The following is a 22,288-nucleotide window of genomic DNA, read 5'->3' as shown; positions in this document are numbered from 1 at the left end:
GGTAATTCAGTCGTGACGAAATGGAATGCCAGTACGGGGTAAGATGGCAGAACTGCTACACCTATTTACAGGAGAAGAAGATGAACCTGGTAGACGGTATCGAGGCGTTCGTGAAAATTGCTGATCTGGGCAGCTTCGCCGCCGCCGCGCGCGAGCTGAATATTTCCCCCTCTGCCGTAAGTAAGCTGGTCAGCAAAACAGAAGAGGAGCTGGGTACGCGTCTGCTTAACCGCAACACGCGCGGTTTAAGCCTGACGCAGGAAGGCGAAATGTTTCTTGAGCGAAGCCGGGTAATACTTGATGAGCTGACGGCAGCGAAGGAGGAGCTTTCGTCTGTATCAGGCGAGCCCAGAGGCAAGCTGCGCGTAAGTATGCCCTATATACCGTCCTTCTTCCTGCCGGTGATTAGCCGCTTTATGGAGCAGTATCCGGCAGTAACTCTTGAGGTAGATCTCAGCGACAGGCTGGTTGATGTGGTGGAAGAGGGATTTGATGCGGTGATACGCGTCGGCCAATTGTCAGACTCCCGGCTGACGGCCCGCTCGCTCGGTAACTGCGCCATGAATCTGGTGGCATCACCGGACTACCTCAGGCGATACGGGATTCCAGCCTGCGTGGAGGATCTCAGTTCCCATATCTGTATCCAGTACCGCTATCCCTCAAGTGGGCGCACGGAGCCCTGGCCGCTTCTGAATTCAGCATCCGGAGTGCAGGGCGTTATCCCATCGCTTGTCTGTAACAGTACGGACATTCGCCTTGGGCTGGCGCTTGACGGAAAAGGCATTGCTTTTATGCCGGGGCTGCTCACGGAAAAATATATTGAATCAGGTGAGTTGAAAATTGTGCTGGGAAATATCGTCGGACAAAACTATGAAATTAATCTGGTCTGGCCCACGAACAAATATGCGCCCCCCAGACTCAAAGCCTTCACTGATTTTATAGTGAATCATTTTACCGTAAGCTAATAACAGTCAGAAAGGTTTCTCTCTTTCATTCGGAATCCTGTATGAAAGAGAGAATTTGGAATTAAACCAGCTTCAGCATGATCGCACTGAAGATAATAAGAAAGATACTTGCCCCCTTGAGCAGACGTATTTTATCTCCGTTAATAAATATGCCTACCGCAACGGCACCGATCGTACCCACCCCCGTAAAGATGGCATAGGCCACGGAAAGGGGGATCTCTCGCATAGAGATACTCAGCGAGCTGAGCGCAATGGCAAAGAGTGCAATGGTGGCCAGAAGGAACGTGACCTTACGGCGAGCGGTTCCGGCATTAGCATAGCCATTCAGGGTGGAAATACCCGCAACCTCGAAGCAGCCGGCAACAAACAGAATGAGATAGGAAATCATGACTTTGCTCCTTTAACACCAATGACGCCCAGCATCAGGGTGACCACGAATACGATACGGAGAATGTCTGGCTGCCCTCCGTGAGACAGGGTGTCGGCCATTTCAACCAGCACCACAAACAGGGTACCGAGACCGGTATAAACTACATACGCGATACTCGCCCCAACATATTTAAATGACAGCATGAATATGCCGAAGCTGGCCACCACGCAAACCACGGTCAGAAATATTTCAAATGGACCCTGGGCATGTTTAAGTCCGAATGCCCATGCGCACTCAAACATCGCGCCGATGATAATAAGAATGAGACCTCTGGTGTTCATAACATTTTTCTCTTCTGCTACTACGATGAATTAAAATTTCTGTTTCGCCACAACACATACGCGACAATTTCCTGTCGTGAAATTGAAAGAAATAAAAAATCAGAAAGATTTATTTTAAATAATATTGATTCAGCAAAGTTTATTTCGTTCCTCACTGGAATGAATGTAATAGTAAGACTCAGATTCTGTCCGGACAATATACCTTATTGATATTTCAGAAGTGACAAAATGGAAATACTAGTCAGAGCGACGCTCAAAACTCGCTTTTGAAGGATTTGCCTCAAGGCGAGCATAAATCTGCTGAGTTACACCCAACACTTGAGAACCAAGTGCTGATAATGCTGATTTTGAGTGATATCAACACGCCCCATTAACATCGCTTGTAAGTGGTCAGAAATCTCTGCAATTGCGCGAAAAGTATTAATGTTGTGTCGAGGAATATGCGTGCGGAGCTGAGTAAGGTGGCCGTCATCTTCGAGCAGCTGGTATTTGCTGAAAACAGATGCATAGCCAGCAACGTTGCCGAGAAGCCTGGAGGGAGGCTGATTGGGTTGAGGGTGAGCGATACTCCAGATGGTCAACTACATACCTTAACGGATAAAGTGCGGGTAAACAGATGGTTACATCCATCAGAATCCAGCGCCGTCGGCCCTTTGAACTTACAATCTGGGAAAGTGAGTACATAGAAACACCCAACAATTAGCTTGAGTTGAAGTAAATGTACTATAGACCCAATGCAATAAAAGGGGAGGATCTCAAAATTCACAAGATGCTGATATCTATGGCAACACCAGAGAACCATGAAGTAATGGACCCATGGAAGTCATTTAACATAATATACATTATACGCGCCAAAGGAACCAAGAGCCCAATCCGACATTTCTCGGTGATAATCAGCTTGCTCAACCGAGCTGCTCAACACGCCTCTGGCGTACCCTGATGAAACTGCATTTGCCACTCTTCACCTGTTTTTATCCATATCGATGCGCGCAGCGTTGGTTTTGCCATAGCGCCTTGTGCATCAAAGGTAAAACTGCGATACGTCAACAACGCGCATCCTTCGCTCAGCACGGTAACTGCGAAATCCTCCGCATGGATTTCATCTTCCGGCGTGTCGTTGATCAGCGCGTCAACAACCTGCGCTCTGTCGTAACGTCTTCCTGAGCGACCAATCTCAAAAAACTGTTCATGCAACAATTCGTCGATCACGCTGAGTTGGTTACGGGTTTCCAGGCAATGTAACTGCCGCTCACGTTCGCGAAGCTTCGCGCACAGCGTTTGGTTGTCGTCCATCATCTGCTCCAGTTTCATAAAACGCGGCATGGTTTAAAAACCAGTTATTAAATTCGTCACTGATTTCGCGAAGCTGAAAATCAGCAGTAACCAGGCCGCTGCGGGAGGCGATCCCGCAGCGCCTTTAGCCTTAGTGCGTGGTCTTATCGCCCTTCTCTTTGGCTTCTCCCAGCTCCTCGCGGCTTAAAACCCGATAACGGGTAAATTTATCGCCAGTGGTGCATCTCACCACCACGCCGTGTAAATCCCCGTCCTTCAGGAAAAAGCCACGGTACTGATTAATACCTACCGCTAAATAACGCGCTTTTTCGCCCAGTTCATCAATCGTCTGATAGCGATCGCCACAGCGAAATGTGCTGCGCGTATCGAATTGATAAAATGTATTCATCAGCGCACCGCCAAGAGTACGGACATTGGCCATCATTAATCCCGGCATGACGCAGGCAAACGCAACCACCAAAAATATCTGGCTGCTCATCGGCAGCGCGACGCGCTTTTTACGTCGCCGCACGCTGGTTTCCATCACCCCTGAAATCACCGTAATTAAAAAATAGGCAATATTGAAAGCGATAAAGGCCGCCATAAATAGCGTCAGGCACCAGGTGGTATAAGGCATTTGCGCGGCGGAAACATCCCAGGACTCAAGCAAAATAGCGCTGGCAGACATTTTGGCGAAAAAAAGTACCAACGCGAGCACCAATGGCCAGGTTTTACCAAGCAGCGAGGCGGCCTGCTTTGACAACACGGATATGCACAGCAAATAGAAACGCACCAGACAAGCAAAGCCCAGGGCGCAGCAAAGTGCGACCAGAAACCAGACAATAGTGGCGCTGGCATGGGCGATCGCCAGCAGAAAACATGCCGAGAGCAATAGCGTTGTTGCTCGCGCCATCGACACAAGCACTTTCACTTTGCTGTATTGCTGGCGCGGCAAAAAACGCTTCAGACGTTTGCTCTCCTGCGCATGAAACAGCGTGCTCCCTCTGTATTCGATAATATACGCACAGAGCCATAGCATATTGAACCAGACCACCACGCCGACAAGGGACGGATGATGGGTTTTATTGGCAATGGCGAGCAGAATGAGCGTAATGACCCAGTTAATGCACCAGAAAAGAATTAGCGCGGGTATCTGCCGCGACAGTTTATGCAATAAAACGAACATGACCTTCCCTTCTGTCAGAAAAAACTAACCTTAAAGCGGAATATTTCTGGTGGCAACCTGACCAGAGGGGTTTAATTACGCAGCGTCACTATCTGCAAAAAAAACATAATTGCGGATGCCCCCTAATTATAGGAGGCCAGGTATTATCTTAAGGCGTGACTGGCTATACTTCGTCGCTTAGCTGAAACAGGTGTTATAAAGAGATAAGAGGAAGAGATGCATACTTTAGGAATGATTTGCGGTGCCGCGTTGGTGGTGGTTATCGTTATGGCAATAAGCAAGCGTAAGCGTTAATCGCACACGCCAGCGCCGCCTCCATGCGGCGCTGGTGTATTATCGCGACATACCCACCACGCGCAACCATCCGCAAGATTAATGATTAATCCCCTTCAGCTTTCGCCATAAACTCATTTTGCTGATGCCAAGCGTAGCCGCGGCTTGCTCCTGGTTCTGCTGATACCGGTCAAGATAAAACCGTATCACCTGGCGCTCCACATCTTTGGTTATCTCTTTCAGTGAGCTTTTGGTCAGATCAACCTGCAGCGGCACGTTGGGTTGCGGCGCTGGCGCAGCGGAAAAAGCTGATCCGGTAAGCGACAGCATCTCCGGCAATGAGTAATGCGGAAACCCGACGGAGAGTAGCGCCAGCCGCTCAATGATAAACCGCATCTCGCGCACGTTACCCGGCCAGGCGTACGTCGCGAAAAAATCGACAAACTGACCGAGCAGATGTTCTGCCGCCGCGTCACACAAAAACTTACTCGCCAGGTAACGGAAATCACCTGCACGTTCGCGCAACGGCGGTACGGTCAAAGGCAAAACATTGAGCCGGTAAAAGAGATCGCGGCGAAAGCTTCCCTCCCCGGCCATGCTGGAGAGCGCGCGATTGGTCGCGCCAATAATTCTTACATCAACGGGAATAATATCTTTCCCGCCGATATGCATGATTTCATACTCCTGGAGAACGCGCAGCAGACGGCTTTGGATAGGCAGCGGCAGCTCGCCAATTTCGTCGAGAAAAAGCGTGCCCCGATGCGCCAGCTCAATCAGGCCCTCCTTCCCTTCCCGCTTTGCGCCGGTGAAGGATCCGCCTTCATAACCAAACAGTTCGCTCTCCAGTAAACTCTCCGGAATGGCGGCGCAGTTGATGGCCACAAACGGGCCGCTTTTGCGGTTACTGTGGTTATGAATACTTTGGGCAAACAACTCCTTACCGGTGCCGGACTCGCCATAGATCATCACCGGCGAATCGGTTCGCGCATAGACCTGCGCCAGTTTTTTCACCGCCTGCATTGCGCTGTCGGCGGTCAGGATATGATCGAAGGTATAGCGGGCATTAAAGCCCTTCTTCTGTAATTTGCCGCGAATAATGCGCTCAACTTTCTGGATCTGCGGCGTATCGGTAAATGAGCAGACCACGCCGATACAGTTTTTCCCCATAAACATCGGTACGCGGCTGGTAATGATTGAGGTGTTCTCCAGCTCCTGCAATTCGCGGATCTCCGGTGACTTCGATAGCAGTACCTGATTAATGCGCGTGTTTTTAATAATGGCATCAATCTGTTTTCCCAGAGCCTGTGGGGCACTTATCCCGATGATGCTTTCAGCCGCTTTATTGAAGAGCTGAATATCATTATTTTCATTGGTGACGATAATCCCCTCGGTGATGGAGGACAAAATGATCTCCAGCCGCGTCATATCCAGCATTTTGCGTCTGGTCGTCTCAACGATGACCAGCGCCTCTCGCAGCGCACTATTAACTGACTCCACCCCGTTTTCAATCAAAATCCCCTGCATTTGATAGTGCCGTGCCGTTTCGGTCACCGGGCATCCCCCCGCCACGATGGTGTAGTGCCTGGCATAACACTGCTCCAGTTGTGACGTCATATCCTCATGAGAAATAAAGACAAACTCATCAATAACGATATTCAGGGAGGATGCCAGCAGCACAACATCGGGTAAATAGCGCTGGTAATTGAAAAAAGCAATCGGACGCTGACAATCTTTGAGCGGAATTAATGCTTTCAGTAAATCAGAAACCGACATCTGAATAGTGACGACGGGAATATCCGTCGCGCGGGCAATATACTCTGCGGTTCCGCCCCGGCTAAGAATTACATCGTAATACTCTTTATCGAGCGTGCGCACAATGGTCGCTGCTTTTTCCAGGCTGCCATGATAGACATGACAATTGAATAGCCCGGCGCACTGTGCAATTACGACATCCGCTAAATAAGGATAAGGCGTAATTAACGCTAAATTTGGTAATGATTTATGTTTCATATTTTTAGTCTGGTTTGTTGTCATCTTATTAACTGAATAACACATTTGAAATTGCTAACACAATTGCTATGGACCCATTACGCCACTCAGATCATTAATACTCTTAAAAAGATAAAACTATCAATGAGTTAAAGAGAATATTAATGCACATCATTTCTGGCATACATCTTGATTACTCTTTGATGGGTGTAATAAACATCCACACATTCATTCTTAATGTTAAAGGAATCAATTATGAGTCATCAGGCAGGTGTATTGTCCGGCGTACGGGTTCTCGATTTGACACGCGTATTAGCAGGTCCCTATTGCGGAATGATGCTGGCGGATTTTGGTGCCGATGTGATTAAAGTTGAATTACCGGGCAGAGGCGATGATTCACGCGCTAATGCACCGCAAATAAATGGCGAAAGCGCCTACTTTATGAATTTAAATAGAAACAAGCGCGGCATCACACTTAATTTAAAATCAGAAGAAGGCCGTGCTATTTTTCTCGATATGGTGCGCAATAGCGATATTGTTCTTGAGAATTATCGCCCCGGCGTAATGGAAAAGCTCGGTCTCGGTTACGAAGATTTGCGCAAAGTTAACCCGGCGATTATTTATGGCGCCGTCTCTGGATTTGGCCATACCGGCCCCTACTCCAGGCGCGCAGGTTACGACATTATCGGCCAGGCGATGAGCGGGCTGATGAGCACCACTGGCTGGCAAGACACGCCGCCAACCCGTACCGGCACGGCGATTGCGGATGTCGTCGGCGGTATGAGCTGCGCCATCGGCGTGCTGGCGGCCTATGCGAACCGCCTGAAAACCGGCGTTGGCGACAAAGTCGATATTGCGCTGGTTGACTCGATGGTCTCTTCCCTTGAGATCATCAATATCATCTACCTGAATACGGGGCGTATTCCGACACGTATCGGCAACCGTTACGAAGCTATCTATCCCTACGACTCCTTCGAAGCGCAAGATGGCTACGTCATCATCGCCTGCGGCAACGACAAACTCTATGGCCTGCTAAAACAGACGCTCAATATTCCGGCGCTGGAAGAGGAACAATTCCGCACCAATATCGATCGCGTCACTCATCATGCAGAACTGAAACCTATCATTGAGACCTGGACGCGCACGCTGCCTATTGACAGCATCGTCGAGCGCCTGCTGGAAGCAGGTATTCCCGCCGCACCGATTAATACCATCGATCGCGTCACGCAAGATCCGCATATTGCCAAAGCACGCGAGATGTTCGTCGATATTGACCATCCGGTCGCCGGAAAAATCACCATGACCGGAAACCAGGTCAAATTCACTAATAAGAAAGCCTCGATTCGCTTCCCTGCCCCGACTCTCGGTCAGCACAACCACGAAGTATTAAAAGAGCTGCTGGGCTACTCCGATGAAAAAAATCGCAGAGCTTATTCAGACAGGCATTTTATAAGGAGATAACGATGCCAACAGCTATTCAGATTACAGAAGTAGGCCCGCGCGATGGCTTTCAAAATATTAAATCGTTTATCGACACGGATTTAAAAACGCTGATTATCGATAAACTCGTTGACGCAGGCTTAACCCAGATCGAAATAACCTCGCTGGTCAGCCCAAAAGCGATCCCGCAAATGGCCGACGCCGGTAGGGTTATTGAACACGTACTTGCTGAACATCCGCAGATAACACCTTGGGTATTAGTGCCTAACAGTAAAGGTGCGCAGTTAGCGCACCAGCACCAGATTAAACACATCAACTATGTGATATCGGTTAGCCCGGCGCATAACCGGGCCAATATCAATCGCAGCCATCAGGAGTCACTGGAGGATCTGCGTGCGATTCGCCACCGCTGGCCGGAATTAACGATCGTGCTGTCGCTGGCGACAGCATTCGGTTGCCCCTTTATTGGCGCAACGGATAGCAACACCCTGCTGGAGATCATCGACTCCGCCCATCAACTGGGCATTCGCCGCGTAACCCTGTGCGACACCATTGGCGTTGCCAATCCGCGCCAGACTGCGCGGGTGTTGCAAAGCGTACAGCTGCGCTTCCCGGACGTCGATTTCGCCCTGCATATGCACAACACCCACGGCATGGCGCTCGCCAATATGTTGGTCGGTTATCAGAACGGAATCAGGCGTTTCGAAACGGCGGTGGGTGGGCTGGGCGGTTGTCCTTTCGCTCCGGGTGCTGCGGGAAATTGCGCCACGGAAGACGCGGTAAATATGTTTAACCGCATGGGCGTCAACACCGGAATTTCTCTTGAAGCACTGTTAACCGTCGCCTCTGGTATACGGGAAACCATTGAGCCGCAGCTTTTAAGCGCCCTTTCACGTGCGCGTACTTACAGCGAGTTTGATTTTTGCGGCGATAAAAAAATAATAAACCCTACGGAATTACCTATTATGGATAACAAAACAGTCAGACCAAAAATGACGCACTACAGATGGTGGGTGATGAGCTTTATTTTTGTCATCTACACCGTCGCCAATGCGGATCGCGCCAATATTGGCTTCGCTATCCCTTTTATTCAGGAGGAGTTTAACCTCTCCAACACCATGGCAGGCGTGCTTATCAGCCTGTTCTTTGCCGGTTATGCCTTCTTTCAAATTCCCGCCGGCTATTTAATTAAACGCTATGGCATGCGCAATATTTTCGCCCTCGGCATGCTGCTTACCTCGATATTTACCGGCTTTATGGGCGTGGTAAATAGTGTCTGGTTGCTGAAGCTGCTGCGCTGCCTGGTAGGAATCAGCGAAGCGCCGGTGGTGATTGGCTCCACGGCCACCATCAATCAGTGGTTCCCGGCGAAAGAGAAAGGCACCGCAACCGGGTTGTTTCTCGCGGGATCCAAGTTTGGCCCACTGATTGTGCCCGCACTCTGCGCCTGGATATCATGACCTGGGGCTGGCGCTATATCTTTGTCTTCTTCGCCATTCCCGGCATCCTGCTCTCACTGTTCTGGTATCTCATGGTACGTAACAAACCAGAAGAGAGCCGTTTCGTGAATGCGCAGGAGGTGGCCTATATTCGCGAAGAGTCGACGGCGGTTACCCAGAGTGCGCAACAGGAGACGCTGAAATATGGCTGGCTGGATAAGCTGATCCGCACAAAGCAGGTGGAGGAACTCACCACCTCGAAACAGGTGTTTCGCTGCTGGGATATCTATGGCGTGGCGCTGGGCTACTTTTCGATGGTCGGCATCGTCAGCGTGCTGATGTCCTGGCTGCCCAAATATCTGATCACCGAACGTGGGTTTGATTTAACCAGCTCCGCCGTGCTGGCAGCGGCACCGTTCCTCGGCACGGTATTAGGCAATTTTCTCGGCGGCGTGCTGTCGGACCGGGTGTTAAATAAACGCCGCAAACCGCTGATGCTGCTAAGCGCCGGCGCCACTATCTTCACCATGTATTCGCTGGTCTATGCGCCAGAGAGCAAAATAGTCCTCTCGCTGATGCTCTTTATGCTGGGGTTAATGCTGTCGCTGGGCTACTCGGCCTACTCCGTTTACGCCATGGGCCGCGCCAGTAAAGAGATCTACCCGGTGGCCTACAGCGTTATCAACATGGGCGGGCAGCTCGGCGGGATGTGTATGCCGCTGCTGGTTGGCGTGATTCTCGACACCTGGAACTGGGACGCGGTGTTTATTGCAATGACCGGCTTCTGCGCGCTCTGCTTTATTATGGTCTCGACGGTAATTGAACCCCTGTCGAAGAGCATAAAAATCATCAGATAAGCACGATCAGGGGCGGCAACGCCCCTTTTCTCCCTCTTATGTTTTACACGAGGTTTCAGCCAAATCGCAGAGCATATCAATGCACTTCAGATCCGCACCCGCCAGCTTCGAGTGATACACACTCTCCCGCACCACCGCGAACCCGCGCTTTTGATAGAAGTTGCAGGCATTGGGCGTTGCCGCAAGCGTCAGACGGCTAAAGCCACGGCTGAGCGCCTCCTGTTTCAGGGCATCCATAATGCGCGTCGCCAGCCCATGGCCTTCCCACTCCGGCAGGGTAAAAATTGCTTCGATGCTGCCAGTGGCAATATCGAGAAAGCCGGTCGCTACCGGCTGCCCCTCTTCAGATAGCGCGATATAAAAAGGGTTCTCGTTAATCATCATTACCTGCCCCTGCGGCATCGTCTCCGGCGTCCAGGCGACAATAATCTCATCGCTATAGACCCCTTTGCAGCCGTGGCGGATCGCCGCATTGCGCACCCGCCAGATAGCCGGTGCCTCATCGGGTTGTGCCAGCCTGATCTTCATCCTTATCTCCTTACGTATTCTCCGATTCCCTCCGCATGCTCTGCACGCGCGCGATGGGCTGCTACAGTTTTACGGTAGTGATTCGAAACGCGAGACGAATCAGCCGCGATACGAACATAAATGAATAACCAGCAAGAATGTGTCACCACTCAACGATGAGGTAAGGCAATGAGTACTATCAAAACGCAAGATGGAACGCAGATCTACTACAAAGATTGGGGTTCAGGTAAACCGGTGCTGTTCAGCCACGGCTGGCCGCTGGATGGTGATATGTGGGACAGCCAGCTCAACTTCCTCGCCGAACGCGGTTACCGGGTTATCGCCTTTGACCGTCGCGGCTTTGGCCGTTCCGAGCAGCCGTGGAACGGCTATGACTACGATACCTTTGCCTCCGACATCAACGATCTGATCACCGCGCTGGATCTGCATGATGTCACGCTGGTCGGCTTCTCCATGGGCGGCGGCGACGTGGCGCGCTACATTGGCCGTTATGGCACCTCGCGCGTGGCTGGTCTGGCGCTGCTGGGCGCCGTTACGCCTATTTTTGGCAAAACGGACGACCATCCAGAAGGCGTTGATAAGAGCGTATTTGATGAGATCAAAGAGGGTCTGCGTAAAGATCGCGCGCAGTTTATTAGCGACTTTGCCACACCGTTTTATGGGCTTAACGCCGGGCAGAAAGTGTCTGACGGCGTACTGACGCAGACCTTGAATATCGCCCTGCTGGCGTCGCTGAAAGGGACGATTGATTGCGTCACCGCGTTTTCGGAAACCGACTTCCGCGAAGACATTAAAAAAGTGGATGTGCCGACGCTGGTGATTCATGGCAGCAATGACCAGGTGGTGCCGTTCGAAGCGACCGGTAAGCTCTCAGCCGAGATGATCCCCGGTGCCGAATTGAAGGTTTATGACAATGGTCCGCACGGCTTTGCCGTTACCCATCAGGATCAGCTTAACAACGATCTGCTGGCCTTTTTGCAGAAGATTTGAGTTACACACTCTCCAGGCCTGATAAGGCGAAGCCGCCATCAGGCATTGTTTGCCGGGTGGCGCTGCGCTTACCCGGCCTACAACTCACGTAGGCCTGATAAGGCGGAGCCGCCATCAGGCGCTGCTTGCCGGATAGCACTGCGCTTACCCGGCCTACAACACCGCGTGGGTCTGATAAGGCGAAGCCGCCATCAGGCGCTGCCTGCCGGATAGCACTGCGCTTACCCGGCCTACAACACCGCGTAGGCCTGATAAGGCGGAGCCGCCATCAGGCAGTCTGACAAAAGCCCGGTGAGATCATTCTCACCGGGCTTTTTCATCACTTCTTATGGAACAACTGGCTGGCGGTATCGCTAATCACCTGCACGGCACCACGATCTCCCTTCGCCATTGAGGCCATAAAGGCTTTCGCCTGCTTAAAGGTAATATGCGGCGGCAACGGTGCCACTTCCGGGTCCGTCTTCACCTCCAGCACCACCGGGCGGTCGGACTGCAACGCCTGCTGCCAGGCGGTTGAGAGCGCGTCCGGGTTATCAACAAAAATCCCGCCCAGCCCCAGCGATTGCGCAAACTCGGCATAACGCACATCCGGCAGCTGCTGGGTTGCTTCAAAGCGCGGATTGCCCTCCATTACCCGCTGCTCCCAGGTTACCTGGTTAAGATCCTGGTTATTGAAGACGCAAATCACCAGCCGCGGGTTCGCCCACTGCTGCCAGTACTTCTGAATGGTAATCAGCTCTGCCATATTGTTCATCTGCATTGCCCCATCACCCACCAGCGCGACAACCACCTTCTCCGGTGCGGCAAATTTCGCTGCAATCGCATATGGCACGGCAGCACCCATACAGGCAAGCCCGCCGGAGAGCGATGCGCGCTGCCCCTGCTTAACGCGGTAATCGCGGGCAAACCAGTTGGCGCACGAGCCGGAATCAGAAGTGACTATCGCGTCATCCGGCAGCAGCGGAGACATCTCCCACACCACGCGCTGCGGGTTAACCGGGTTCGCCGGCGCCATCGCGCGCTGCTCCATCAGCTCCCACCAACTCTGCACATTTTTAGCAATCGACTCCTGCCAGCTGCGATCGGTTTTCTGCTCCAGCAGCGGCAGCAAGGCGCGTAACGTCTCTGCTGAGTCGCCATGGAGATTGACTTCGCAGGGATAGCGCAGCCCCAGCATCGCCGGGTCGATATCAATCTGCACGGCGCGGGCGCTGCCCTCCGCGGGCAAAAATTCGGTCCACGGGAAACCGCTACCAATCATCAGCAGCGTGTCGCACTCCTGCATCAATTTCCACGAGGGTTCGGTGCCAAGCAGCCCAATCGAGCCGGTAACAAAAGGCGCATCATCAGGCAGGACATCTTTACCGAGCAGCGCTTTCGCCACGCCAGCACCCAGCACATTGGCCGCCTGCACCACTTCCACCGCCGCATTGCGTGCGCCAGCACCAATCAGGATGGCCACTTTTTTACCGGCATTCAGCACATCCGCGGCGCGTTGCAGATCGACCTGATGAGGAATAACGCGCGGGCGCTGATAGCCCGAGCCGGAGTGGGTAAAACCGTGGGCGTGCTGCGGAGCCTGCCAGGGTTCGTCCTGCACATCTTTCGGGATAATGACCACCCCGACACCGTTCTGCGCCATCGCCACGCGCACACCGCGATCCACCAGATGGCGCACCTGCGCCGGGGTTGCGGCTTCCTGGACAAAGTTGGCGACGTCAGAGAAGACGCGATCGAGGTTCATCTCCTGCTGATAGCTCGCTCCGCGCGCGGTAGTCTCTGCCTGACCGGCAATCGCCAGCACCGGGGCGTGATCCATTTTGGCGTCGTAGAGGCCGGTCAGCATATGAGTCGCCCCCGGGCCGCCGGTCGAGAGACAGACGCCCAGTTCGCCGGTAAATTTGGCATGGCCAACCGCCATAAACGCCGCCATCTCTTCATGGCGAACCTGGATAAACTCAATGCCGTCGCCGGATTTATTCGCGCGCTGAATTGCCCCGAGCACGCCGTTGATGCCATCTCCGGGGTAACCATAAATACGTGTCACGCCCCACTCTTTCAGGCGCTGGACGAAGAAATCGCTGGTCTTCATGCTCATCGTGCTCTCTCCTTGCAGCTTCATTAGAAACATTAAGGGTAGTCTATGATGATGCAGGTATTGGATTTGGTCGTTGTAGGCCGGATAAGCGTAGCGCCATCCGGCAAAATGCCTGATGGCGACGTCGTCTTATCAGGCCTACGAGGATTTGCAGTCCCAGGCCGGGTAAGCGCAGCGCCACCCGGCCTGGGCGCATATCAGGAGGCGGACAGCGCCCGGTCGCGACCATCGATTTTCGCCTGATAGAGCGCCTTATCCGCCCCCTCTTTCAGGCGAATGGCATCATCATAATTTTGATCGGCAACCAGGCTATAACAGCCGGCGCTGATGGTCACAATGCTCTGCTGCGCGCTGGTCTTGACGTGCGGGATCTGCGCATTGCGCACCGCGGTCACCGCCTGACGGGCAACAAACAGCGCCGCTTCAGGCCCGGTATCCGGCAGAACAATCGCGAACTCCTCCCCGCCGTAGCGAGCAATCAAATCATTCGGTCTCAGTTTCAGCTTTTGCAGGATCTCGCCCACCATCCGCAGACAGTTATCCCCGGCAACATGGCCGTAAAAATCGTTATAGCGCTTGAAGTAGTCGATATCGATCATGATCAACGCCACCGGTTTTTGCGTCAGCGCTGAGGCCTTCAGGCTTTTATTTAAAAAGAGATCGAACTGGCGACGGTTCGCAAGCCCCGTCAGCCCATCCGCCAGCGCCATCAGTTGCAGCGTGTGGTTGATACTGGTCAGCTCATCACGCAGCACCGCAAGCTCGGTCTGATTACGTACATTAAGCCGCACCTGGCGAAAAATAATCGACCCCATCAACAGGGTGCCGAGCAGCAGCATGCCGTTAAGCACCAGATCCGGCAGGCTCTCCTGCAACCACCTGTTCCACAGCGCCGGTCTGTCATAACCGGCAGCGACCACCAGCGGATAGCGTTCAAGCCGGGCAAAGCCGTAGGTGCGTTCAACATGATCAAGGGCAGAGACCCAGGTACCGTTACCGCGATCTTTTCGCGCCAGCTCCCGGGTAAAGAGCGGGCTGGCAGAGAGATTGCGGTTAATGATCTCGTCACCATACGGGCGCACATAGAGCGCGGTGCCGTCAATATTCAGCAGCGCCAGCATGTCGCGGCTGCCGAGCTCAAAGTAGGCGTAAAAATGGCGGAAATAGTCTATCCGCACCGTCGCCAGCAGGATGCCTTCAAAGCCGCCCGCTTTGTCGCTGATGCGCAACGACACCGGGATCACTAAATCGCCGGTTGTGCGGCTACGGATCACATGACCAATGTGCACGCTACCGTGCCCATTACGGCGGTGATAGATAAAATATTCGCGGTCGCTGTTGTTCGACATCACCGGGATTTTGCCAAACGACGTCGATTTCATATTGCCCTGAGCGTCATAGACCATCAGACCATGCAGCTGCGGCAGGCGGGATTTCAGATCGGCGAGATAGATATCAAACTGTGGTGCATTGATCTGGTCAACGTTCTCGACCGGCAGATTACGGCGAATGTCGCGCAGCACCAGCTCCGCCTGAAGAAAGGTATCTTCCGCTTGCCGCGCCTGCGAGATCGACAGGTTAACCGCATCGCGCTCAATATCCTCGACCGCGCGCTCCCAGGAGCGGGTCAGCGTCCAGGTGGTGGTCGCCACCCCTGCCAGCAGCAATGTCACGATAAAAAAGGTGATACTGCGCCCAAGCGAAGATTCGAGTGCCAGTTTCCGTGCGAGCTGCTTTCTAAATTTCATCCACGCTCCTTTGTCACATCCACTGTCGATACGTTAAGCATAGAAGCACGATGATCTATAAGCCAAACCGGTTAAGCGTTTCGTACTGTCAGGCTCTTTTAGTAAGAGGAACGCGCTCAGGCCAGTTAATCGCCGGGACGCCATTCAACATCGGGCGGGCGAACAGGAAGCCCTGAAAACGCTCGACGCCGACGGCTTCAAGCCAGCACCACTCCTCTACCTTCTCCACCCCTTCCGCGACAACGCTGATTTGCAGCTCGGCGCAGCAGTCGAGAATAGCCTTAACAATCGCCTGTTTCGGGCCATGAAGATGAATATCGGTAACGATGGTGCGGTCGATTTTCAGCTTATCGGGCTGAAACTTCGCCAGCAGCGACAGCCCGGCAAACCCTGAACCAAAGTCATCAATCGCCAGGCCAATCCCCGCCGCGCGCAGCTGGCGAATCGCCCAGGTGAACTCGTCATAGCTGGAGATCACCTCATCTTCCGTCACTTCGACAATAATCTGCCCGGGGCTGAGTTTATTGCGCGCAACGTGCCCAAGGAGCATATCCACCGCGCCCGGGATCTTAACCAGCGACATCGGCAGCAGGTTAAGGGCAATTTTGTGATTGCCAATACCAATGCGTCGCGCCATCGCCAGCGCCCACGCTTTGGAGGCGAGATCCGCTTCGTGCAGTTTCTCCGGCGCAATGGTCGCAAAATAGTCCTGCGGGCTGCCGCCGTCTGGCCCGCGGATCAGCGCTTCCAGCGAGGAGATTTTGCCGCGCAGGGGTTCGATAATCGGCTGAAAGGCAAACTGACAGGGCTGCCCTTCAAGCACGGGCAGCGTCCCCTGGCTAAACGGCGACGCTTTGCGGGTAAAGCGCCACTCGTCAGGCGAGGTATTGCGCACGCCGCCGTTGTTGTTTGCCGAGGAGATAAAATTGCGGATAAATTTGTAGGCCCGATCGCTGCTCGCCTGGGTGTAGCGCACCATGCCAAAGCGCAATACCGCGCGTAACACCGTCGCAGGTTGCACCGTTCGCAGATCAAACAGCACCATGCCGCGATCGACAAAGCGGCGGCGCGGCGCAAAGTCACGCAGCAGTTCGACGATATTACCGTGGCGAATATCGCTGTTGATGCGCTCAAAAACGCTGTTAACCGACTCCAGCGGTCCTTCAAGAACCTGCAAAAAGTACTCGCCGTCGAACAATAAGATACCCGTCACCTGCAACGCTGCGTTGCTGTAGTTTGCTCGCTCGACAATAGCAGTCAGTTGAGAGGGAATTAATGCCCGATTCAGTCGGCTACGGTATATCAAAGTCGCTAACACGCGATGCTACCCTCAAAATGCCCACAAAGAACCCGAATGGATGGTGCCATCGCGGGAGTCTAGCAAGATCCTGCCCCTGCCGTTCGTTGAACAGAGGCCAATCTGTTAGCGTGATCGCAGATTAAAGTGACTTTATGGTACACATTCCTTCACGCACCCTTCGCAGCCCAATGTTAAAAGCTCTTTTTCCCCGCTGCGCTTTTTTGTCCCCTTTCCTCATCGCCCGCTATCAATTTGGCTTAAGGGTTTACTTAATGCTAGCTGATATTTCGCAGCGCATTTTTATTTTTCAGAATAATAACAATTATGCGCTTCACTCTTTAAGTGCCACTTAAAAAATAATTAACCCAACCGCTTTTCGTGTCGCCTAAGTTAATGGAAAATGCCCGGGCAATAACAATAACGACATTTCCTGAAGAAAATGACTATGCTCTTTGCGCCTGCGGCAATAGATGGCGCGATCCACCGTGGGGTTATTATGAAACGCAACACACCCGTTACACAAAACGAATATTTACTTAACGAAGACTCGACACTATTATCGACAACTGACACGCAAAGCCATATCACTTATGCCAACACAGCATTTATTGAGGCCAGCGATTTTACGGAAGAGCAGTTGAAAGGTCAGCCACACAATATTATTCGCCACCCGGATATGCCGCCCGCCGCCTTCGGCGATATGTGGTTTACCCTCCAGCAAGGCGACAGCTGGACCGGGATCGTCAAGAACCGCCGTCAAAATGGCGATCACTACTGGGTGCGCGCCAACGTCACGCCGGTCTACCAGCAAGGGAAATTAACCGGCTATATCTCAGTGCGTAATATTCCGGCACGCGAAGAGATTGACGCCAGCGCGGCGCTTTATCAGCGTGTTAATGAAAATAAAATTAAAGGTTATAAATTTTATAAAGGATTACTGGTTCGCCGCGGTTTACTTTCATTTTTATCTTTATTTCAACGTATCAGTGCGGCCGGACGCATTTATTTCGGCATTATCCCCTCTGCTGCTCTGTTAGTGGTATTGCAATTCATCTATTTTAATGCCGTAGAAAAATCCGCAGCGGTGTTAATTATTTTCGCCCTTCTTACGCTCTTTTTGCAGCAGCAATTTTCCCGACCGCTGAAAATTGTGCTCGCGCAAATGCAGCGCGTCGTTTCCGGGCGCAAAGCCGATTACCAGCACTTTAATCGCGTCGATGAGATTGGGCTTCTGATGCGCCTGGTCAATCAGTCCGGGCTCAACCTCAACTCGCTGGTCGGCGATGTCTCAGCGCAAATTGCCGGGATCCGCGGGGTAAGCGAGCAAATTGCCCGCGAAGGCGACGCGCTGCACAGCCGCACGGCAGAAACCTCAGCTGACCTGCACCAGACGGCGGTAGCGGTTGAGGAGATTGCCAGCGCGGTGAAACAGACGGCGGAAACGGCGGCAGAGGCCATGAGCCGGGCAGACGAAACCAGCGCCGGCGCCGTGAAGAGCGGTGAGGCGATGAAGCAGGCGATCGAAATGATGCAGGCGGTTTCGGCAGATAACAGCAAGATCGTCGACATTATCGGCGTGATTGACAGCATTGCCTTCCAGACTAATATTCTCGCCCTCAACGCGGCGGTGGAAGCCGCACGCGCCGGTGAGGCGGGCCGCGGGTTTGCCGTGGTGGCTGCCGAGGTGCGTAACCTGGCCCAGCACTCCGCCTCGGCGGCGCGACAGATCCAGACGCTGATTGAACTCAACGTGGCAAATGTGAAAAGCGGCGTCGATATGGTTGCCAGCACGGAGAGCCACCTGACGGCGATGATCGAGAATGTGGTCACCATGTCGACGATGATTAAAGAGATCGGCACCGCCACCCATGAACAGACGCAGGCGCTGGCGCTGATTAACGACTCGGTCTCCCGCGTGGGCAGCATGACGCAAAACAACAGCGGCATGGTTGACCATGTCACCCAGGCGGCGGAAAACCTCTCTGCGCGTGCCGCGCGCCTGCATCGTGCGGTGCACGTTTTTGGCGGCAGCTGAGAAGCAAACGACCATGCTATAGTCCCCCTTCCAGTAGCGGAAGGAGAACGTAGCATGGTGTTTCTGCGCGCAGGGCTGATCTTTATCCTCTTTACCACGGCAACACTCGCCGCCCCCCTTGTTCCCCCCGCAGGCTTTAGCCAGCCCCCGGCAACGCACACGCTGGCTAAAACCGTCTCCTGCCCCGACGCGCCACCGCCCTTTACCGGCGCACTCGATTTTCGCAGTAAATATGAAGGTTCAGACAGCGCCCGCGCCACGCTCAATCCGCAGGCGGAAGCGGCTTTCCACCAGCAAACTCGCGCCATCGCCGATATGGAGAAATTCGTCAGTGCGCAAATCACCGCCTGGCACCGCAGCAGCGATGCCCGCGATGTTACCTGTGTTGTCACCGCGCTCAATCGCTGGGCAACGGCCGGGGCGCTGCTCGGCGAGGCGCGCAACCACACCGGCAAATCGATGCGCAAATGGGCGCTGGCTACCTTCTCATCAGGCTGGCTTCAGCTGCAATTTTCAGCGAGCCATCCGCTGAACGCCTGGCCTGAGCAGACGCAAAACATCACCCGCTGGCTGGGCGAGATGGGGGATTTAACCGCCAGCGAATGGCGGGATTTACCGCAAAGCAAGGTCAATAATCACAGCTACTGGGCAGCCTGGGCGTTAATGGCAACATCAGTAGCAACCGGGCGGCAGGATCTCTTTGACCAGTCACTGGCGATCTACCGCACCGCTATGAACCAGATTGATGCCGACGGCTTTCTGCCTAATGAGCTGCGTCGTCGCCAGCGGGCGCTGGCTTATCACAATTACGCCCTGCAACCGCTGGTGATGATCGCCCTTTTCGCCCGTGCCAACGGCGTCGATATGCCTCAGGAGAATAGGGCTGCGTTACAGCGGCTTGCCACGCAGGTGATTGCCGGGCTGGATAATCCGCAGCCCTTCACCGACAGAAGCGGCGCTCAGCAGGATATGGCCTTTTTGCAGCAGCCGACAAATCTCGCCTGGCTTGAGGCCTGGTGCCAGCTCTCGACCTGCGATAACGATCTGCGCGCGCGGCTCGCCAGCCTGCGACCGCTGCAAAACAGGCGCCTCGGTGGGCCGCTGACGCTGCTAATCGGGCCAAAAGCGTGATGCGGCGCACAAGGCAGCGAGACTGTTCTTAAAAGTGCCCATCAGGGTTGAGATTTGCGCAGCGATAGCCGAGGATAATCTTTCGGTATGGAAACATACCTTGCAATGATGTGATTGTATTTCGCCCGGCCATTTACCGGGCTTGTCCTTGAAACACGCAACTGGATTAAGGAGTAAGCATGAAATCGAACCGTCAGGCACGTCATCTTATGGGACTGGATTACAAAGTGTCGAACACCCGTAAGGTTGTCACCAAAGACAACAACGAGGAGACCGTTGTCTCCCACCGCTCCGGCCGTCATCGCCGCGCGGGTTAAGACCCACTCCCACACCACCCTGCGGGGTGGTGTTTATTCCAGCTTTGCTTCGCGCTACTCCCTCTTCTCTTTTATACCGCCAGCATCACATTTCAGCTCCCCACATGCCGCTTACCAGGAAAGTTGATAAAAATTCAATCAACGAATAGGTCAATCGGGAAGTATTTGCTCATTCAATGCTTTATAATTGCGCCCGCCGCTGTACCCGCGTGCGACCTCACCCCCCGTGCGCGCGTTCGTTTCTCAAGGAGCTGTTAGATGAATGCCAAACATAATAAGAATCGGTCACTGTATATCCCCTACGCAGGACCCGTGTTGCTCGAGTTTCCCCTGCTGAACAAAGGTAGCGCCTTCAGCGTTGAAGAGCGCAGCAGTTTCAACCTGCTGGGCCTGCTGCCGGAAGTGGTGGAAACCATTGAAGAGCAAGCCGAGCGCGCCTGGTTGCAGTATCAGGGCTTCAAGACCGATATCGATAAACACATTTACCTGCGTAACATTCAGGACACCAACGAAACCCTCTTCTACCGTCTCGTCGAAAATCATCTTGAAGAGATGATGCCGGTGATCTACACCCCGACGGTCGGCTGGGCGTGCGAACGCTTCTCAGATATCTACCGCCGCGCGCGTGGTGTGTTCATCTCCTGGCAAAACCGCGGCAGCATGGATGACATCCTGCAAAACGTACCGAACCATAACATCAAAGTGATTGTGGTCACCGACGGCGAGCGCATCCTCGGTCTCGGCGACCAGGGCATTGGCGGGATGGGCATTCCTATCGGTAAGCTGTCGCTCTACACCTCCTGCGGCGGCATCAGCCCGGCTTACACCCTGCCGGTGGTGCTGGATGTCGGCACCAACAACCAGCAACTGCTCAACGATCCGCTCTATATGGGTTCCCGCCATCCGCGCATTACCGGCGATGAGTATTACGCCTTTGTGGATGAGTTCATCCAGGCGGTGAAACAGCGCTGGCCGGACGTGCTGTTGCAGTTTGAAGATTTTGCACAGAAGAACGCCATGCCGCTGCTTAACCGCTACCGGGATGAGATCTGCTCCTTTAACGATGACATTCAGGGCACGGCAGCCGTCACCGTCGGTACGCTGATTGCCGCCAGCCGCGCGGCGGGCAGCCAGCTCAGCGATCAGAAAATTGTCTTCCTCGGGGCCGGTTCCGCTGGCTGCGGTATCGCCGAGCAGATCATTGCCCAGACCCAGCGTGAAGGCCTTAGCGAAGAGGCCGCGCGCCAGAAAGTCTTTATGGTCGACCGTTTTGGTCTGCTGACCGACGGCATGCCGAACCTTCTGCCGTTCCAGACCGGATTAGTCCAGAAGCGCGAAAACCTGCAAAACTGGGATATCAACGTGCAGAACGAAGCGATCTCCCTGCTTGATGTGGTGCGCAACGTGAAGCCGGATATCCTGATCGGCGTCTCCGGCCAGACCGGGCTGTTCACGGAGGAGATCATCCGTGAGATGCACAAACACTGCCCGCGTCCAATCGTGATGCCGCTCTCTAACCCGACTTCGCGTGTGGAAGCAACGCCGCAGGACATCATCAGCTGGACCAATGGCATGGCACTGGTTGCCACCGGCAGCCCGTTTGCCCCGGTGCAGTGGCAGGATAAAGTCTTCCCGATTGCCCAGTGCAACAACGCCTATATCTTCCCGGGCATTGGCCTTGGTGTGATCTCCTCCGGCGCGTCGCGTATCACTGACGATATGCTGATGGCAGCGAGTGAAACGCTGGCTGAGTACTCGCCACTGCTGCTGAACGGCGAAGGGCTGGTACTGCCGGAACTGAAAGATATTCAGATAGTGTCGCGCGCGATCGCCTTTGCGGTTGGCAAAATGGCGCAGCAGCAAGGTGTGGCGGTGAAAACCTCCCCGGAAGCGCTGAAGCAGGCCATTGATGACAACTTCTGGGAGCCGCAGTACCGCAACTATCGCCGTACTTCGATTTAACTCGCCCCGCAACCCGGAGCACGCAGCTCCGGGTTTTTTGTTGCTGG

The 22,288-nt window shown here is 53.8% G+C and carries 18 protein-coding genes and 1 pseudogene; 9 read left to right on the top strand and 10 right to left on the bottom strand.

Annotated features, from left to right (window positions below):
- Nucleotides 1-80: 80 nt before the first annotated feature.
- Nucleotides 81-965 (top strand): LysR family transcriptional regulator, encoded by an 885-nt coding sequence (locus BWI95_RS16285; RefSeq protein WP_076769839.1) that lies wholly within the window; start codon nucleotides 81-83, stop codon nucleotides 963-965.
- Nucleotides 966-1,026: 61 nt separating this feature from the next.
- Here the strand turns inward: BWI95_RS16285 and BWI95_RS16280 are convergent, their stop codons facing one another.
- The 6 genes and pseudogenes from BWI95_RS16280 to BWI95_RS16255 form a co-directional block, all read right to left on the bottom strand.
- Complete coding sequence (locus BWI95_RS16280) at nucleotides 1,027-1,353, bottom strand: DMT family transporter (protein ID WP_054804150.1); 327 nt, start codon at nucleotides 1,351-1,353, stop codon at nucleotides 1,027-1,029.
- The gene (locus BWI95_RS16275) at nucleotides 1,350-1,676 is read right to left on the bottom strand and encodes a DMT family transporter (RefSeq protein ID WP_054804149.1); all 327 of its coding nucleotides are present in this window, start codon (nucleotides 1,674-1,676) and stop codon (nucleotides 1,350-1,352) included. The genes BWI95_RS16280 and BWI95_RS16275 overlap by 4 nt, the downstream gene beginning before the upstream one ends.
- Before the next feature lie 320 nt (nucleotides 1,677-1,996).
- Nucleotides 1,997-2,206 (bottom strand): annotated as a pseudogene (locus BWI95_RS16270) (hypothetical protein); the annotation flags it as partial.
- Between the two features lie 385 nt (nucleotides 2,207-2,591).
- Nucleotides 2,592-2,987, bottom strand: a complete 396-nt coding sequence (locus BWI95_RS16265; protein ID WP_232374375.1) for a nuclear transport factor 2 family protein — start codon at nucleotides 2,985-2,987, stop codon at nucleotides 2,592-2,594.
- 112 nt (nucleotides 2,988-3,099) lie between these two features.
- Nucleotides 3,100-4,134: a hypothetical protein gene (locus BWI95_RS16260; protein WP_076769838.1), complete on the bottom strand. Its 1,035-nt coding sequence runs from the start codon at nucleotides 4,132-4,134 to the stop codon at nucleotides 3,100-3,102.
- 372 nt (nucleotides 4,135-4,506) lie between these two features.
- Entirely contained in the window at nucleotides 4,507-6,417 is a 1,911-nt protein-coding gene (locus BWI95_RS16255; protein WP_076769837.1) for a sigma-54-dependent Fis family transcriptional regulator, read from the bottom strand.
- Nucleotides 6,418-6,651: 234 nt separating this feature from the next.
- Between BWI95_RS16255 and BWI95_RS16250 the strand changes: the two genes are divergently transcribed.
- The 3 genes from BWI95_RS16250 to BWI95_RS23895 are packed head-to-tail and all read left to right on the top strand — an operon-like array spanning nucleotide 6,652 to nucleotide 10,132.
- Nucleotides 6,652-7,857 (top strand): CaiB/BaiF CoA transferase family protein, encoded by a 1,206-nt coding sequence (locus tag BWI95_RS16250; RefSeq protein ID WP_156884917.1) that lies wholly within the window; start codon nucleotides 6,652-6,654, stop codon nucleotides 7,855-7,857.
- 2 nt (nucleotides 7,858-7,859) lie between these two features.
- Nucleotides 7,860-9,296 (top strand): hydroxymethylglutaryl-CoA lyase, encoded by a 1,437-nt coding sequence (locus BWI95_RS23770; RefSeq protein WP_269749901.1) that lies wholly within the window; start codon nucleotides 7,860-7,862, stop codon nucleotides 9,294-9,296.
- Nucleotides 9,293-10,132, top strand: a complete 840-nt coding sequence (locus BWI95_RS23895) for an MFS transporter (RefSeq protein WP_269749900.1) — start codon at nucleotides 9,293-9,295, stop codon at nucleotides 10,130-10,132. Before BWI95_RS23770 ends, BWI95_RS23895 begins: the two co-directional genes overlap by 4 nt.
- Before the next feature lie 36 nt (nucleotides 10,133-10,168).
- Here the strand turns inward: BWI95_RS23895 and BWI95_RS16235 are convergent, their stop codons facing one another.
- The gene (locus BWI95_RS16235) at nucleotides 10,169-10,660 is read right to left on the bottom strand and encodes a GNAT family N-acetyltransferase (RefSeq protein ID WP_054804148.1); all 492 of its coding nucleotides are present in this window, start codon (nucleotides 10,658-10,660) and stop codon (nucleotides 10,169-10,171) included.
- 168 nt (nucleotides 10,661-10,828) lie between these two features.
- On the opposite strand from BWI95_RS16235, the gene BWI95_RS16230 reads away from it, so the two are divergent.
- Complete coding sequence (locus tag BWI95_RS16230) at nucleotides 10,829-11,650, top strand: alpha/beta fold hydrolase (protein ID WP_076769836.1); 822 nt, start codon at nucleotides 10,829-10,831, stop codon at nucleotides 11,648-11,650.
- 319 nt (nucleotides 11,651-11,969) lie between these two features.
- On the opposite strand, the gene BWI95_RS16225 is transcribed toward BWI95_RS16230, so the two are convergent.
- The 3 genes from BWI95_RS16225 to BWI95_RS16215 form a co-directional block, all read right to left on the bottom strand.
- Complete coding sequence (locus BWI95_RS16225) at nucleotides 11,970-13,748, bottom strand: thiamine pyrophosphate-requiring protein (protein WP_076769835.1); 1,779 nt, start codon at nucleotides 13,746-13,748, stop codon at nucleotides 11,970-11,972.
- Nucleotides 13,749-13,945: 197 nt separating this feature from the next.
- The gene (locus tag BWI95_RS16220) at nucleotides 13,946-15,496 is read right to left on the bottom strand and encodes a sensor domain-containing diguanylate cyclase (protein ID WP_076769834.1); all 1,551 of its coding nucleotides are present in this window, start codon (nucleotides 15,494-15,496) and stop codon (nucleotides 13,946-13,948) included.
- Nucleotides 15,497-15,584: 88 nt separating this feature from the next.
- Nucleotides 15,585-16,814 carry a diguanylate phosphodiesterase gene (locus tag BWI95_RS16215; protein ID WP_076769833.1) on the bottom strand — a complete coding sequence of 410 codons (1,230 nt, stop codon included), beginning with the start codon at nucleotides 16,812-16,814 and terminating at the stop codon, nucleotides 15,585-15,587.
- Nucleotides 16,815-17,292: 478 nt separating this feature from the next.
- Here BWI95_RS16215 and BWI95_RS16210 point away from each other — a divergent pair, with 478 nt between their 5' ends.
- From BWI95_RS16210 to BWI95_RS16195, 4 genes are all read left to right on the top strand, one after another.
- Nucleotides 17,293-18,831: a methyl-accepting chemotaxis protein gene (locus BWI95_RS16210; protein WP_076770323.1), complete on the top strand. Its 1,539-nt coding sequence runs from the start codon at nucleotides 17,293-17,295 to the stop codon at nucleotides 18,829-18,831.
- Between the two features lie 54 nt (nucleotides 18,832-18,885).
- Nucleotides 18,886-19,962 carry a mannuronate-specific alginate lyase gene (locus BWI95_RS16205; RefSeq protein WP_076769832.1) on the top strand — a complete coding sequence of 359 codons (1,077 nt, stop codon included), beginning with the start codon at nucleotides 18,886-18,888 and terminating at the stop codon, nucleotides 19,960-19,962.
- Between the two features lie 179 nt (nucleotides 19,963-20,141).
- Entirely contained in the window at nucleotides 20,142-20,279 is a 138-nt protein-coding gene (gene sra / locus BWI95_RS16200; protein ID WP_023478646.1) for a stationary-phase-induced ribosome-associated protein, read from the top strand.
- A 258-nt stretch (nucleotides 20,280-20,537) separates the two neighbouring features.
- Nucleotides 20,538-22,241 (top strand): NAD-dependent malic enzyme, encoded by a 1,704-nt coding sequence (locus BWI95_RS16195; protein WP_054803968.1) that lies wholly within the window; start codon nucleotides 20,538-20,540, stop codon nucleotides 22,239-22,241.
- Nucleotides 22,242-22,288 lie beyond the last annotated feature (47 nt).

This window comes from Kosakonia cowanii JCM 10956 = DSM 18146 (assembly GCF_001975225.1).
Classification (GTDB): Bacteria; Pseudomonadota; Gammaproteobacteria; order Enterobacterales; family Enterobacteriaceae; genus Kosakonia; species Kosakonia cowanii.
This window is presented reverse-complemented; position numbering and strand designations above follow the sequence as displayed.